Below are 15,622 nucleotides of genomic sequence, written 5' to 3'. Positions count from 1 at the left end.
GAGCCCTCCTCGTGGAGGGCGGAAGGTGGTCCCATGGCCGGGAGCGCAACAGCAACGGCAGGATCGATCCCCGCGGCTCCGGCCAAGGCGGATGACAGCATGGATCCGAAGCGCCTCATCGCCTTCTTCGCGATGGTGCTCGGCATGTTCATGTCGATCCTCGACATCCAGATCGTTTCGGCTTCCCTTGCCGAAATTCAGGCCGGCCTCTCTGCCGGTTCGGACGAGATCGGCTGGGTGCAGACCGCCTATCTGATCGCCGAAGTCATCATGATCCCGCTTTCGGGCACGCTCGCCCGGATCATCTCGACACGTTATCTCTTCGCCTTCTCGGCCGCTGGCTTCACCGCAGCCTCGGCGCTTGCCGCGACGGCGACGAATATCGACCAGATGATCGTCTACCGCGCCATCCAGGGCTTTATCGGCGGTGGCATGATCCCCTCGGTCTTCGCGGCCGCCTTCACCATTTTCCCGCCGTCGAAGCGCAGCATCGTCTCGCCGATCATCGGCCTCATCGCGACGCTGGCGCCGACCATCGGCCCGACGGTCGGCGGTTATCTTTCCAATGCCTTTTCCTGGCACTGGCTGTTCCTCGTTAACATCATTCCTGGCATCATCGTCACGATCGTTACCTGGAATTTCATCGATTTCGACAAGCCGGAACTGTCGCTGTTCAAGAAGTTCGACTGGTGGGGCCTCATCTCCATGGGCGTCTTCCTCGGTGCGCTGGAATATGTGCTGGAAGAGGGCAATTCGAACGACTGGTTCAATGACGACATGATCGTACTGGGCGCGATCGCGTCCGGCATCGGCTGTATCGTGTTCTTCTACCGCGCCTTTACGGTGTCTTTCCCCGTGGTGGACCTGACGGCGTTCAGCAACCGAAACTTTGCCTTCGGCTCGATCTTTTCCTTCGTCATGGGCATCGGGCTTTATGGCCTCACCTATATCTATCCGGTCTATCTCAGCCGTATCCGTGGTTACGATAGCCAGATGATTGGCGAGACGATGTTCGTGTCGGGTCTGGCAATGTTCTTCACCGCGCCGATCGCCGGGCGGCTGTCGACGAAGCTGGATCTGCGGCTGATGATGGTGATCGGCTTCCTGAGCTTTGCCGCCGGCACCTATATCATGACCGGCATTACCCAGGACTGGGACTTTTACGAACTCTTCCTGCCGCAGATCCTGCGCGGGTTCGGTCTTATGATGTGTATGGTGCCGATCAACAATATCGCGCTCGGCACCTTGCCGCCGGCCCGTATCCGCGGCGCGTCCGGCCTGTTCAACCTGACCCGTAACCTCGGCGGTGCCGTTGGTCTTGCGATCATCAGCACGGTTCTGTCCAACCGCCAGGACCTGCATTACGAGCGCCTGCGTGAATCGATGGACTGGGGCAAAAAGGCCGCCGTCGATCAGCTGAACAACATGGCCGCCAATCTCAATGCGGTCGGGCTGGATGGCACGACCGGAGCCCTGAAACAGATGGTGCAGCTTGCCACCAAGCAGGCTGTGGTCATGTCCTTCAGCGATGTCTTCATGATCCTGACCGTGCTTTTCGCTGCCATGATCCTCGGCGTCGGCATGATCGCAAAGCCAGCGCCCCAGGGTGGAGGAGGCGGTGGCGGCGGCCACTGACCAGACCCGAACCTTATTCCGGAAACCACCGCCGAAGGGGTCGTCGCACAAGCGGCGGCCCTTTCCGCATGGAAGCATCCTAGCTCCTTGTTCCGATGCAAGTCCGGGCGTAAAACGGGTCGCGCTTCGACTGGAATTGCTTTCATCGAAAAATTTCTGATTTACGTACCTCAATAACTGCGATACCACCCTCTGCGGAGGAAATCATGAAGCCGACCGTCCATGACATAGCCCGCAGCGCGGGCGTCAGTCTGGCGACCGTGGACCGGGTGCTGAACGGCCGGCCGGGCGTGCGCAGCATCACCCGCGAAAGGGTGGAGGAGGCGATCTCGTCGCTCGGTTACGTGCGCGACGTGGCGGCTGCGAACCTTGCCAAGGGTCGCACCTATTCCTTCACCTTCATCCTGCCGGACAACGACAATTCCTTCATGATCGGCCTTCGCGACGAGGTGCGTCTGGCAATGGCGCGCTCGGGGGCCGAAAGGGTCTTGATCCGTACGCTGACCGTGCCGCCTTTCGATGCCGAGGCTTTGGTTGCCGCGCTCGAGACCGTGCTTGAGGAACAGCCGGCAGGCATAGCCTTCGTTGCAGTGGATGCGCCGTCGGTGCGGGCCATGACGCAGCGGCTGAAGGAGGCCGGGGTCGCCGTGGTGACGCTGGTGTCGGATCTGCCGGGCTCGGCCCGCGACCATTATGCCGGCATAGACAACCAGGCGGCGGGGCGCACGGCCGCGGGCCTGATGGGACGCTTTCTCGACGGAAAGGGAGGGCGGGTTGCCGTGCTTGCCGGATCCATGCTGCTGCGCGACCATCGCGAGCGGCTGGAAGGTTTTCTCTCCGTTCTCGCCGAGGATTATCCAAAACTCGCCATCCTGCCCGTGATGGAAGCGCGCGACGATGCGACACTTGCCGGCGAGCTCGTCTCTTCCGCGCTGGCGCGGCATCCGGATATTGCCGGTATCTACAGTCTCGGCGCCGGCAATCGCGGCCTGATCCGGGCGCTGCGCGACATGAAGGCGGAGCGGCGGCCGAGGGTCATTGCCCATGAGCTCACCAGTTCGGCCCGAGCGGCACTTTCCGAAGGCCTGATCGATGCCGTACTCAACCAGGATGCAGGTCATGAAGTCAGGAGCGCGCTTCGGGTGCTCAAATCCAAGGCGGATGGACTGTCGGTGATTGCCGCGCAGGAACGCATTCGTATCGACATATTCTTGAAGGACAATCTGCCCTGAGGGCATGCGTCCGTACAGACGACAACCGGCCGCCCAAAGGTGGCAGCAACAGGAGAAGGCATATGTATCTCGGTCTCGATCTCGGCACATCCGGCGTCAAGGCGATGCTGATCGATGGCGATCAGAAGATCATCGGCTCGGCGAGCGGCTCGCTCGACGTGTCGCGCCCGCATTCCGGCTGGTCGGAGCAGGATCCGGCCCATTGGATCCGCGCCAGCGAAGAGGCGATTGCCGGGCTGAAGGCAAAATTCCCGGCCGAGCTTTCCGCCGTCAGGGGCATCGGCCTTTCGGGCCAGATGCATGGCGCAACACTGCTCGATGCCGAGGACAAGGTGCTGCGCCCCTGCATTCTGTGGAACGACACGCGCTCGTTCCATGAAGCGGCCGCACTGGATGCTGATCCGCGTTTCCGCAAGATCACCGGCAATATCGTGTTCCCCGGCTTCACCGCGCCAAAACTGGCCTGGGTGAAGAGACACGAGCCGGAGATCTTCGCCAAGGTTGCCAAGGTTCTTCTGCCGAAGGACTTTTTGCGCCTGTGGCTGACCGGCGAGCATATTTCGGAAATGTCCGACTCCGCCGGCACGTCCTGGCTCGATACGGGTGCGCGTAAATGGTCTGATGAGCTTCTGGCCGCGACCGATCTTTCCGAAAAGCAGATGCCGTCACTCGTCGAAGGCACGGATGAGGCCGGCGTGCTGCGCGCCGAGCTTGCTGCGAAATGGGGCATTTCCGGCAAGGCCGTGGTTGCCGGCGGTGCCGGCGATAATGCGGCCTCGGCCTGCGGCATGGGTACGGTCAGCCATGGTTCGGCCTTCGTGTCGCTCGGAACGTCGGGTGTTCTGTTTGCCGCGACCGACAGCTATCTGCCGAAGCCGGAAAGCGCCGTGCATGCCTTCTGCCACGCGCTGCCTAAGACATGGCACCAGATGGGCGTCATCCTGTCGGCAACCGATGCGCTGAACTGGCATGCAAAGGTTACGGGCCATTCGGCCGCTGATCTTGTCAGCGAGGTCGGAGACGCGCTCAAGGCCCCGACTGGTGTCACCTTCCTTCCCTATCTCTCGGGCGAACGCACGCCGCATAACGATGCCGTCATCCGCGGCGCCTTCTTGGGGCTTGAGCATGAATCGAGCCGCGCGGTGCTGACCCAGGCGGTGCTGGAAGGCGTCACCTTCGCCATCCGCGACAATCTTGAGGCCCTGAAATCGGCCGGCACGCCGATCTCTCGCGTCACCGCAATCGGTGGCGGTTCGCGCTCACGCTACTGGCTCTCGTCGATCGCAACCTCGCTCGGTGTTCCGGTCGATATCCCGGCCGATGGCGATTTCGGCGCGGCCTTCGGGGCTGCTCGTCTCGGTCTGATCGCCGCAACGGGTGCCGATCCGGTGGCCGTCTGCTCGGCACCGAAGACGGATGAGACGATCGATCCGGTTACGGGGCTGACGGATGCTTATGAGGCTGCGTATCAGCGTTACCGCGCCGCCTATCCGGCGATCCGCGGGCTGGCGGGCTGAGATTGCAAGGTTGCCCCTCACCCTAACCCTCTCCCCGCTTGCGGGGAGAGGGGACTTGCCCCGATTGGGCCGGGGAGTAAGCCATTCGTGCCCTTCTCCCCGCTTGCGGGGAGAAGGTGCCCGGCAGGGCGGATGAGGGGCAGGATACACGATCAGCGCAACGCGGGGCCTTTGCCGGTCAAGCTGCACATCAATTTGAGGTACGTATCTCAATTCTTACAAACCACACTCACCAAGGAGGAATATAGTGAGCACAGGGTTTTTCGGAGACATTCAGAAGATCAAGTATGAAGGGCCGGACAGCACCAATCCGCTGGCCTTCCGCTTCTACAATCCCGACGAGATCGTCGCCGGCAAGCGGATGGAAGATCACCTGCGGTTTGCCGTCGCCTATTGGCATTCCTTTGCCTGGGAAGGCAGCGACCCGTTTGGCGGCCGCACGTTCGATCGTCCCTGGTATGGCGATGAGATGAGCAAGGCGAAACTGAAGGCGGATGTTGCCTTCGAAATGTTCTCGCTGCTCGGCGCGCCCTTCTATTGCTTCCACGATGCGGATGCGCGCCCCGAAGGCAAGAATTTTGCCGAAAGCACAAAGAACCTCAACGAGATCGTCGATTATCTCGGCGAAAAACAGCAGCAGACCGGCGTGAAACTGCTCTGGGGCACGGCCAACCTGTTCTCCAACCGCCGTTTCATGGCGGGCGCCTCGACCAATCCGGATCCGGATGTGTTTGCCTATTCGGCCGCGACCATCAAGACCTGCATGGACGCGACGATGAAGCTCGGCGGCGACAATTACGTGCTGTGGGGCGGTCGCGAAGGGTATGAAACCCTGCTCAATACCGATCTCAAGCGCGAGCTCGACCAGATGGCGCGGATGCTGCATCTCGTCGTCGAATACAAGCACAAGATCGGTTTCAAGGGCACGATCCTCGTCGAGCCCAAGCCGCAGGAACCGACCAAGCACCAGTACGATTACGACGTCGCGACGGTGTACGGTTTCCTGAAGAAATACGGCCTTGAGAACGAAGTGAAGATGAATATCGAACAGGGCCATGCAATCCTTGCCGGCCATACGTTCGAGCACGAGCTGGCGCTTGCCTCGGCGCTCGGCATCTTCGGTTCGATCGACATGAACCGCAACGATTACCAGTCCGGCTGGGATACCGACCAGTTCCCGAACAATGTGCCGGAAATGGCGCTGGCCTATTACCAGGTCCTGCTGGCTGGTGGCTTCACCACGGGCGGCACGAATTTCGACTCGAAACTGCGTCGCCAGTCGATCGATCCGGCCGATCTGCTGATCGGTCACATCGGTGGCATGGATTGCTGCGCCCGTGGCCTGAAGGCTGCTGCCAAGATGGTCGAGGATGGCGCGCTGTCGAAGCCGCTCAGCGAGCGTTATTCGAAGTGGGACAGCCCGGAATACCAGAAGATGCTGCGCGGCGAGTACAAGCTGGACGATATCGCAGGCTGGGTCGAAAAGCAGGATATCAACCCGCAGCCGAAGTCCGGCCGTCAGGAATATCTCGAAAACGTCGTCAACCGTTACGTTTGATGCGATAAAACCGATCGGCCGGAGTTTTTGCGCTCCGGCCGGTCAAACCCGCTCGTGTTCAGGGCGGGTAAAGATAAAGCCGCGGCCAGTCCTTGTGAGCGATGCGTTCGCCCGGCTTGAAATCGAAAGCGAGCACCGTCATCCGGTCCGCGCTCACGGTGCAGCGATAGGCCAGCTTGTACCATTCGCCATTGCGACGGAACACCGCGCCTTTTGCCTCGATATGCGTCGGTTCGTAAACCGGTCGGCCGAACGTGTAGGCGATCACCTTGTCGGCCTTCAGCCTCTCCATGCCTTCCGTATCGCAGCGCTGCTCCAGCTGATCGACGGGTTTCAGCCGCTTCAGCTGCTGGATCATCTTCTGGTCGACGGCGAGGGCGCTGAGCGGCAGTGTGGAGGCGATGAAGCACGCGGCGCATGCCGCAAGGAGAGAAGGCTTGGTCATGGCCTCTGGATAAAGTCTGGCCATCTTTCTGAAAATTAGAATAAGAAGAATGCAGGTTTCTGGATTTTGGAATGGATCTGCATCAGCTCAAACTCTTCGTGCATGTTTATGAAGCCGGCAGTCTTTCCGCTGCGGCAGAGCGTGGCCGTCTGGCGGTCTCCGCAGTCAGCCTGCATCTCTCCAATCTGGAAGCGGAGCTCGGCACGCTGCTGTTTCACCGTGTTCCGCGCGGCATGCGCCCGACATCGGCCGGCGAACGGCTGATCCTGCATGCGCGCGGAATTTTGGGATCCGTCGAGACGGCGCGTGCGGACATGCTCGGCACGACGGCGCCGGTCTCAGGTGTGCTTCGCGTCGGCATGGCATCGTCTGCCGTCGCCGCATTCGGTGGTGCGTTTTTGAGCGCGATGTCGGCGCAGTTTCCGCTTGTCGATCTCTCGATCAGCGACAGCGTTCCGAGCGACCGGCTGGTGGAAATCCTGGAAGGCGAATTCGATCTCGCCATCGCCTTCAATCCGGTCACGCATCCGCAGCTCGATTGCCGGCCTCTGCTACGCGAGCGCCTGTTCTGTATGGGGCTGCCGAACATGCTTGCGGAGGGGGCGGATCCGATCAGCCTGAAGGAGGTGCTCGACATTCCCCTGATCCTGCCGCGTCAGGGCGAGGGGATGCGGGCGCTGACCGGCGAACATGCATGGCTGAAGAAGATCGAGGCGAAGGCCCATATGCAGCCGGGCTCGGGGCTGGCGATCAAGGAGGCTCTTTTTCAAGGCCTAGGCGCAACCATCGCCTCGCCGCTTCTGGTCTCGCATGATGTGCGGGCAGCCGACCTTGTCATCCGCCCGATCGTCGAACCGCAATTGTGGCGGACGCTTGCGCTCTGCAGCCATCGGGGCAGGCCGGAGACGTCGGCCAAGGAAGCCTGTATCTCGACCATCCGGTCGCTTGTGAAAACCTTGCTCGCTTCAGACACGTGGGTTGGCGCCGAAGCGCCCGAAGCCTGATAATCTGCCTATTCATCGGAATTAACGGCCGGCCTGCCATCGCAAGCCATCCGCATCCGGTGAAATCAGGTTCGATTTTTTTAAAGCGCTCTCGGGCCCGACGTCTACTCGTGTGTGGTCCGCCTCGCCGAGCCCGATGCCATCCCGCGCCTCGGGCTCAAATTATTAGCATTCACTAATTTGTCAACGAAACTTGTGCTCATCTGTTTCGATTTGGCACGGTCTGTGGATATCCGGGATTGACGAAAGATAATTCTTGATCGCCCTGTCCGATGTTGTTGGCGGCTTGAAAACAAACCCGAGTGACCGGCCGCGTCAATTCAGCAAAAGCTGTTTACGTACCTCAGAATCTCCGATAGCTTTCGTTTCGGGAGGATTTTTCTGTGAATTCGATCGCTTGCGAGGAGGCTGGCGTTCGGATTGCGATTTCGCGTGAGATCGCGTCCGCGTCAATCATTTCAGAGACTTGTCATGACTGACGCGCCCGGCAAAGGCGTGCCGGCCAATCATTTGTCTCGTGATATGAATGGTTCCGTGCCCGGAAGTCCGGCCCAGCCGCTGCTTTCCGCAAAAGGGCTCTCCAAGACATTCGGCATTGTCGAGGTGCTGCGCGATATCGACCTTGCCGTCCATGCCGGCGAGGTGCATGCGATCATCGGCGAAAACGGCGCCGGCAAATCGACATTGATGAAAATTCTGGCCGGCAATCACCAGCCGACGCGCGGCGAAATGTCGATCGACGGTCAGCCGGTCAGCTTTTCCGGTCCTGTCGATGCCGAACATCATGGCATCGTGCTGGTGCATCAGGAAATCCTGCTCGCACCCGATTTGACCGTGGCGCAGAACATCTTTCTCGGCCGGGAGATCCGTCGTGGCCTGACGCTCGACGACAAGGCGATGAACGAGGGTGCGGCGAAGGCGATCCGCGATCTCGGCGCTGATATCGATCCGAACACGATCGTTTCGCGCCTGTCGATTGCCCAGCGGCAACTGGTGCAGATCGCGCGTGTTTTGCTGGTGCCGCATCGCATCGTCATCTTCGACGAGCCGACGGCGTCGCTGACGCCGCATGAGACGGATGCGCTGATCAAGGTGATCCGCGATATCCGCGCCAGAGGCGTTGGCGTGCTTTACATTTCGCACCGGTTGCCGGAGGTGAAGGAGATTGCCGACCGGGTGACGGTGTTGCGTGATGGAAGGCTCGTTACTTCTCAAGCGGCGAGCGAGCTACAGCCGGCCGACATGGCGCGGCTGATGGTCGGACGTGATGTCGCAAAACTTTATCCCGACCGGCATGCGGAGGCGGCCCGCGAGACCGCGCTGGAGGTGGAGGGCATGAATGTGCCCGGTTATGCCAGCGATGCGGCCTTCACACTGCGCAAGGGAGAGATTCTCGGTTTCGCGGGTCTCGTCGGAGCCGGTCGCACGGAGCTGATGGAAGGTGTGGTCGGTCTGCGGCCGGGGCGTGGGACGATCCGGCTGAATGGCCAGCCGGTGCGTTTTGCCGAAGTGCATGCGAGCCTGAAAGCGGGCATTGCCTATCTCTCGGAAGACCGCAAGGGCAAGGGCCTGCTGCTGTCCAAGGACCTGCGCGTCAACCTGACGCTCGCCTCGCTCGGCAAATTCATCCGCGGTTTCCAGATCGACGCCAAACGCGAGCGCGAGGCGTTGGACGAGGCGATCCGCGAATTCGACATCCGCACTGGTACAAAGGAAATCCTGGCCGGCCAGCTTTCCGGCGGCAACCAGCAGAAACTGCTGATCGCGAAAATGATGCTGCTCGATCCGCAGGTCGTCATCATCGACGAGCCGACCCGCGGCATCGATATCGGCAACAAGGAACAGATTTACAAATTCATCGCCGGACTGGCCGAAGAGGGGCGTTCAATCATCGTCGTGTCCTCCGAAATGCCGGAACTGATCGGTATCTGCGACCGCATCTTGGTGATGCGTTCGGGCCGGATCGTCGGCGAAGTGACGGGAGAGGATATGAACGAGAATACGATCGTGGCGCTTGCCACCGGCGTCACTACGGGGGCTGCGGCATGATGATGAGGGCGCGGATGCACGGTGAGCGCGACACACCCTCCCTCATTCCTGTGCTTGTCACAGGAATCCAGCAGCGTCGCGTCTGCGACGCGAAAGGGCCTTTTCAGCCCAAGGACTTGGGCTGGCTGGATCCCTGTGACAAGCACAGGGATGAGGTTGGAGACATCGCTTTCGGCTCTTCCCCCAAGGCATCCCCTAGAATATTTAGCCATACGGGAGCCGCGTCATGAGCGCAGTCACCGGCCAGACGCCGGCCAAAACGCCAAAGACATCGCGCGACTGGGATCTTGCCGCCGTCGCACCCTTCATCGCGCTCGCACTTCTTCTCGTGCTTGGTTATTTCGCCAATCCGAATTTCGTCTCTGTCGCCAATCTTCTGAACGTCATTACCCGCAGCGCCTTCGTCGCCATCATCGCGCTCGGGGCAACCTATGTGATCTCGTCGGGCGGGCTCGATCTTTCGGTCGGCTCGATGGTCGCCTTCGTGGCGAGCCTGATGATCCTGTTTTTGAATTCCGGGGCGATTGCCGATCCGGTTCTGCTGCTCGCCTGCGCCATGTTGCTGGCGCTCGTTCTGGGCGCTGCCTGCGGGCTGGCGAACGGGCTGATCACCACCGTCGGCAAGATCGAACCGTTCATTGCCACGCTCGGCACGATGGGCATTTTTCGCGGACTGACCACCTGGCTGTCTCAAGGCGGCGCGATCACGCTGAAAGACCGCGAATTGCAGGCACTCTACCGGCCGGTCTATTTCGGCAATCTTTTGGGCGTGCCGATCCCGATCGTCGCGATTTTCGTCACTGCCGCGATTGCAGCCTTCGTGCTCTATCGCACCCGTTACGGTCGCCATCTGCTGGCCACCGGCTCGAACGAGGATGTGGCGCGTTATTCCGGCATCAAGGTCAATCGGGTGCGCACCATCGCCTATGTCGTGCAGGGACTTTGTGTGGCCGTCGCGGTGCTGATCTATGTGCCGCGGCTTGGCTCGACTTCGGCCACGACCGGCATTCTGTGGGAATTGCAGGCGATCACCGCTGTGGTGGTCGGCGGCACGGCCTTGAGGGGCGGGGTAGGCCGCATCTGGGGAACGGTCTGCGGCGCGTTCATTCTGGAAATCGTCGGCAATATCATGCTGCTTTCGAACTTTGTCAGCGAATACCTGATTGGGGCGATCCAGGGGGCGATCATCATCATCGCCATGCTGGTGCAAAGGTCGCTGATGCGGAGGTGATGACGCTGCGTCTGCCCCTCACCCTAACCCTCTCCCCGTTTTGACGGGGAGAGGGGACTTGCCCGACGAGAGGGTGGCGGCAGAGCGGAGAGGGCACGGCATATCCCTTCTCCCCGTATGCGGGGAGAAGGTGGCGGCAGCCGGATGAGGGGCTGCCACCGATGAAGCATAAAAATCGGCCGGACGTCTGGGGCGTGTCCGGTTCTGGAGGAGACCCCTTAAAACACTGGGAGAGAGAAGATGCAGAGAAGAACATTCGGGCTTGGTGCGGCGGGCCTTGTTGCCGCCGCCGTTGCAGCCCCCGGCCTGGCGCTTGCACAGGAAGGCAAGAAGATCACCATCGGCGTATCCATTCCGGCTGCCGACCATGGCTGGACGGGTGGCGTGGTCTATCACGCAGAGCGCGTCGCAAAGCTCTTGATGGCCGAGCACAAGGGGCTCAATGTCATCGTCAAGACGTCGCCGGATGCGGCAAGCCAGGCCAATGCGGTGCAGGATCTTGCAGTACAGGGCATCGATGCGCTGGTCATCCTGCCATCGGATCCGGATCCGCTCGTCAACGCCATCCAGCAGGTCAAGGATGCGGGAAAATTCGTGGCGCTGGTCGACCGCGCGCCTTCGGTCAATGACGGCACGATCCGCGATCTTTATGTGGCCGGCAACAACCCGGCACTCGGCGAAGTCGCCGGCAAATACATTGCCAAGACGACGCCGGATGCGCAGGTCGTCATCATCCGCGGCCTGCCGATCCCGATCGACCAGCAGCGCCAGGACGGTTTCGACAAGGGCATTGCCGGTTCGAAGGTCAAAATCCTCGATCGCCAGTTCGGCAACTGGAGCCGCGACGATGCGTTCAAGGTGATGCAGGACTTTCTGACCAAGTACCAGAAGATCGATGTGGTCTGGTGCCAGGACGACGACATGGCGGTCGGCGTGCTGGAAGCCATTTCGCAGGCCAAGCGCACGGATATCAAATATGTCGTGGGCGGCGCCGGCTCCAAGGACATGGTCAAGAAGGTCATGGATGGCGACAAGATGATCCCCGTCGACGTGCTGTATCCGCCGGCGATGGTTGGAACGGCGCTGCAGCTGACGGCGGCGAACTTCTACGATCAGGTTCCGGTCTCCGGCAGCTATATTCTGGATGCGACGCTGGTCACCAAGGAGAATGCGAAGGGGTTCTATTTCCCGGATTCGCCGTTCTGAGAAACGTAGTGGCGCCTGTTGTTTTCTACGATAGGCGCCTTACCCTCCTAACCTCATCCCTGTGCTTGTCACAGGGATCCAGCCAGCCCAAGTCCTTGGGCTGAATAGAGTCTTTCACCGCGCAGACGCGCGGTTGCTGGATTCCTGTGACAAGCACAGGAATGAGGTGTGGAGGCGATCTCGCTGACATTCCAAATCTGTGAAGAGGACGATTTTCATGAAGACGATCAAGGGCCCGGCCATCTTTCTCGGCCAGTTTGCAGGCGACGAGGCGCCGTTCAATTCCTGGGACGGGATCACCAAATGGGCAGCCGACAAGGGCTATATCGGCGTACAGGTGCCGACCTGGGCCGGCCAGCTGATCGACCTGAAAAAAGCCTCGACCTCCAAGGATTATTGCGACGAATTCGCCGGCGTAGCCCGGCAGAACGGCATCGAGGTGACCGAGCTTTCGACCCATCTTCAGGGCCAGCTCGTTGCCGTTCATCCCGCCTATGACGAAGGCTTTGATGGTTTTGCCGCACCGGAAGTGCGCGGCAATCCAAAAGCCCGGCAGGAATGGGCGGTGGATCAGGTGAAGATGGCGCTGACGGCGTCAAGACATCTCGGCATCAAGGCGCATGCGACCTTTTCCGGCGCGCTTGCCTGGCCCTATCTCTATCCCTGGCCGCAGCGCCCGGCCGGCCTTGTCGAGACCGCCTTCGACGAGCTGGCAAAACGCTGGAAGCCGATCCTCGACCACGCCGACGAAAACGGCGTCGATGTCTGCTACGAGATCCACCCCGGCGAAGACCTGCATGACGGCGTCACGTTCGAGATGTTCCTGGAGCGGGTGAAAAACCATCCGCGCGCCAACATGCTCTACGATCCGTCGCATTACGTGCTGCAATGCCTCGATTATCTCGACAATATCGACATCTACAAAGACCGGATAAAAATGTTCCACGTCAAGGACGCGGAGTTCAATCCGACCGGGCGGCAGGGCGTGTATGGCGGCTATCAGGGCTGGGTGAACCGCGCTGGCCGGTTCCGCTCGCTTGGCGACGGGCAGGTGGATTTCGGGGCGGTGTTTTCGAAGCTGACCGCCAATGATTTCGATGGCTGGGCCGTGGTCGAGTGGGAATGCGCGCTGAAGAACTCCGAGGACGGTGCGCGCGAAGGTTCGGAATTCGTGCGGGCGCATATCATCAAGGTCACCGAAAAGGCGTTTGACGATTTCGCCTCCGGCGGCACCGACGAGGCGGCGAACAGGCGGATGCTCGGGCTGTCGCGTTAACAGCAGGCCCTCCTTTGCCGATCGACAGAGGAGGGTATTTTTGTGCGGTAGAAAGATTGCAGGGAGATTTTTGATGACGATCGAAGGCAGACAGGAAGCAGCGCGCGAGGCCCGTATCCGGCTCGGCATGGTGGGCGGCGGTTCGGGTGCCTTTATCGGTGCAGTGCACCGGATGGCGGCACGGCTGGATGACCGGTTCGAGCTGGTTGCCGGCGCTCTGTCCTCGACGCCGGAAAAGGCGATGGCATCGGGGCAGGAACTGGGGCTCGATCCGTCGCGCACCTATGCCTCCTACAAGGAGATGGCGATCCGCGAGGCGCGACTGAAGGACGGGATCGAGGCGGTGTCGATCGTCACGCCGAACCATGTGCATTACGAAGCGGCGAAAGAATTCTTGAAGCGCGGTATTCATGTGATCTGCGACAAGCCGCTGACCTCCAATCTGGCTGACGCGAAGAAGCTGAAGAAGGCGGCCGACGACAGCGGTGCGCTGTTCATCCTCACCCATAACTATACCGGCTATCCGATGGTGCGGCAGGCGCGCGAAATGATCGCCAATGGCGAACTGGGCACGCTTCGGGTCGTGCAGGTGGAATATGCGCAGGACTGGCTGACCGAGGCTGTCGAGCAGACCGGTGCCAAGGGCGCCGTCTGGCGTACCGATCCGGCACAGTCCGGCGCCGGCGGTTCGACCGGCGATATCGGAACGCATGCCTATAATCTTGCCTCTTTCGTCACCGGGCTTTCGCTGGAAAGTCTTAGCGCCGATCTCGACAGTTTTGTCGAGGGCCGCAGGCTGGATGACAATGCGCATGTGATGCTGCGCTTCGAAGGCGGCGCCAAGGGCATGCTCTGGTGCAGCCAGGTCGCGCCAGGCAATGAAAACGGCCTTCGCCTGCGTGTCTATGGCACCAAGGGCGGTATCGAATGGGCGCAGGAAAACCCGAATTATCTCTGGTTCACGCCGTTCGGCGAACAGAAGCGGCTGATCACCCGCAATGGCGCCGGGGCAGGGGCTGCGGCTGGCCGCGTCAGCCGCATCCCGTCGGGTCACCCGGAAGGTTATCTCGAAGCTTTTGCGACGATCTATACCGAGGCTGCGCATGCGATCAACGCGGCCAAGAAGGGTGTGGCGGTCGACAAGGCCGTGATCTACCCGACCGTCGATGACGGGGTGAAGGGCGTGGCTTTCGTGGAAGCCTGCGTGGCGTCTTCGAAGAAGAATGGTGGTTGGGTGAAGCTTTCCTGACTTCAAATTTGCAAGAGAGATCGCCTGCTGGGCTCACACCTGCAGGCGCTCCCTTGCGATCGCTTCAGCGGTCATGGCGTCGGCAGCGAAATTCAGTGGCACGCCCATGGCGGCCGTCAGGCCTTCGACCGCTTTTCGCACTGGCAGCGAGAGCGGCGTCTCCCGCATGATAACGATGAAGCCAACGCAGAGACGCGACAGGTCGGCCCGGTGTGACTTGAAGAGTTTTGCGCGTTTCACCTTTTCCTCGGGATACAGCCGATCCTTCGGCAGGAATTGCGGTGGCTTTTCCACGATGATCGCGAATGGCCTGCTCTGGTGCAGCAGCGCCTCGAAGGCGGCAATTTCCTTTTCATCATTATGATCGTGCTCGTCTTCATGTTCGCGCAGCCAGACGAGCGGGAAATTTTCAGTGTCCAATTTCATGATGGCCTCCAACTTAACACCGTTAAATTAATTTAACGGTGTTAAGTTGGCAAGAAGGAGATTCGCATGAAGCTGGAAAAGCAGACTATCGTCCGGACGGCGCTGGACCTTCTGGACAGAGCAGGGTTGGAAGGGCTGACGATGCGCAAGCTTGCGGATGCGCTGGGCGTGCAGGCGCCGGCCCTCTATTGGCATTTTCCCAATAAGCAGGCGCTGCTCGACGACATGGCCGAAGCTCTGTTGGACAATGTTCCAGCGCAGATGGTGGATAGGGGTGACGCCGCTGAAACGCTCGAAAGTCTTGCGATCGCGCTTCGTCAGGCCTTCCTGTCGCGGCGGGATGGGGCACGGGTCTATGCCGGCACATTCATCGCGCGGCCGAATGCCATGCTGGTCGGGGAGGTTGCGTCGGCTGCGCTGTTGCGGGCGGGGCTGGATGGGCAATCGGCTTTCCGCGGCCTCACCTCGCTCCTTTATTTCGTGCTGGGTTTCGTGATCGAGGAACAGGCACTCGCCGAACAGAGCAGGCCGGAAGCGGGGCAGCATCCGATGGCGGAAAAGCTGATGCCGCCCGATCTTGATCGCTATCCGCATGTCGCGGCCATCTGGGGGCAGCTGCTGGAGCCGGATCAGGATGCGCGTTTCCGTTTCGGGGTCGATCTCATCGTTCGGCCGCTGATCGAAAAGCATGGTGGCCACTGTCGCTGACGAGTTTCAGCCCCGATCCAAACAGAAAACCCCGCCGCGTTGCCGCAGCGGGGTTTTTCTTTGTCCGATCGCCTGGCGCTTTCACA

The 15,622-nt window shown here is 60.7% G+C and carries 13 protein-coding genes; 11 read left to right on the top strand and 2 right to left on the bottom strand.

Annotated features, from left to right (window positions below; all coding sequences use genetic code 11):
• Positions 1-33: 33 nt before the first annotated feature.
• From FHW37_RS19940 to xylA, 4 genes are all read left to right on the top strand, one after another.
• Positions 34-1,635 (top strand): DHA2 family efflux MFS transporter permease subunit, encoded by a 1,602-nt coding sequence (locus FHW37_RS19940; RefSeq protein ID WP_145639604.1) that lies wholly within the window; start codon positions 34-36, stop codon positions 1,633-1,635.
• Positions 1,636-1,841: 206 nt separating this feature from the next.
• Entirely contained in the window at positions 1,842-2,867 is a 1,026-nt protein-coding gene (locus tag FHW37_RS19935) for a LacI family DNA-binding transcriptional regulator (RefSeq protein ID WP_145639602.1), read from the top strand.
• Positions 2,868-2,929: 62 nt separating this feature from the next.
• Entirely contained in the window at positions 2,930-4,384 is a 1,455-nt protein-coding gene (xylB, locus tag FHW37_RS19930) for a xylulokinase (RefSeq protein WP_145639600.1), read from the top strand.
• 247 nt (positions 4,385-4,631) lie between these two features.
• A complete protein-coding gene (gene xylA / locus FHW37_RS19925) occupies positions 4,632-5,942 on the top strand; it encodes a xylose isomerase (protein ID WP_145639598.1) in 1,311 nt (436 codons plus the stop codon).
• A 58-nt stretch (positions 5,943-6,000) separates the two neighbouring features.
• On the opposite strand, the gene FHW37_RS19920 is transcribed toward xylA, so the two are convergent.
• Entirely contained in the window at positions 6,001-6,387 is a 387-nt protein-coding gene (locus FHW37_RS19920; protein WP_246690842.1) for a DUF930 domain-containing protein, read from the bottom strand.
• 71 nt (positions 6,388-6,458) lie between these two features.
• Between FHW37_RS19920 and FHW37_RS19915 the strand changes: the two genes are divergently transcribed.
• From FHW37_RS19915 to FHW37_RS19885, 6 genes are all read left to right on the top strand, one after another.
• Positions 6,459-7,391 (top strand): LysR family transcriptional regulator, encoded by a 933-nt coding sequence (locus FHW37_RS19915; protein ID WP_145639595.1) that lies wholly within the window; start codon positions 6,459-6,461, stop codon positions 7,389-7,391.
• Positions 7,392-7,913: 522 nt separating this feature from the next.
• Complete coding sequence (locus tag FHW37_RS19910) at positions 7,914-9,440, top strand: sugar ABC transporter ATP-binding protein (protein ID WP_145640146.1); 1,527 nt, start codon at positions 7,914-7,916, stop codon at positions 9,438-9,440.
• Positions 9,441-9,666: 226 nt separating this feature from the next.
• Positions 9,667-10,671: an ABC transporter permease gene (locus FHW37_RS19900; RefSeq protein WP_145639592.1), complete on the top strand. Its 1,005-nt coding sequence runs from the start codon at positions 9,667-9,669 to the stop codon at positions 10,669-10,671.
• 240 nt (positions 10,672-10,911) lie between these two features.
• Positions 10,912-11,877 (top strand): substrate-binding domain-containing protein, encoded by a 966-nt coding sequence (locus FHW37_RS19895; protein WP_145639591.1) that lies wholly within the window; start codon positions 10,912-10,914, stop codon positions 11,875-11,877.
• Positions 11,878-12,094: 217 nt separating this feature from the next.
• Positions 12,095-13,153 carry a sugar phosphate isomerase/epimerase family protein gene (locus FHW37_RS19890; RefSeq protein ID WP_145639589.1) on the top strand — a complete coding sequence of 353 codons (1,059 nt, stop codon included), beginning with the start codon at positions 12,095-12,097 and terminating at the stop codon, positions 13,151-13,153.
• Between the two features lie 73 nt (positions 13,154-13,226).
• Positions 13,227-14,402 (top strand): Gfo/Idh/MocA family protein, encoded by a 1,176-nt coding sequence (locus tag FHW37_RS19885; RefSeq protein WP_145639587.1) that lies wholly within the window; start codon positions 13,227-13,229, stop codon positions 14,400-14,402.
• Between the two features lie 33 nt (positions 14,403-14,435).
• Here the strand turns inward: FHW37_RS19885 and FHW37_RS19880 are convergent, their stop codons facing one another.
• Positions 14,436-14,828, bottom strand: coding sequence for a hypothetical protein (locus FHW37_RS19880; protein WP_145639585.1), 393 nt, complete (start codon positions 14,826-14,828; stop codon positions 14,436-14,438).
• A 66-nt stretch (positions 14,829-14,894) separates the two neighbouring features.
• On the opposite strand from FHW37_RS19880, the gene FHW37_RS19875 reads away from it, so the two are divergent.
• Positions 14,895-15,536 carry a TetR/AcrR family transcriptional regulator C-terminal domain-containing protein gene (locus FHW37_RS19875; RefSeq protein ID WP_145639584.1) on the top strand — a complete coding sequence of 214 codons (642 nt, stop codon included), beginning with the start codon at positions 14,895-14,897 and terminating at the stop codon, positions 15,534-15,536.
• The last annotated feature ends 86 nt before the right edge of the window (positions 15,537-15,622 follow it).

It is taken from the genome of Neorhizobium alkalisoli, from assembly GCF_007829835.1.
In the GTDB taxonomy this organism is placed as follows: Bacteria; Pseudomonadota; Alphaproteobacteria; order Rhizobiales; family Rhizobiaceae; genus Neorhizobium.
Note: the sequence above shows the minus strand (reverse complement) of the source record. Positions and strands in the feature narration are given on the sequence as shown.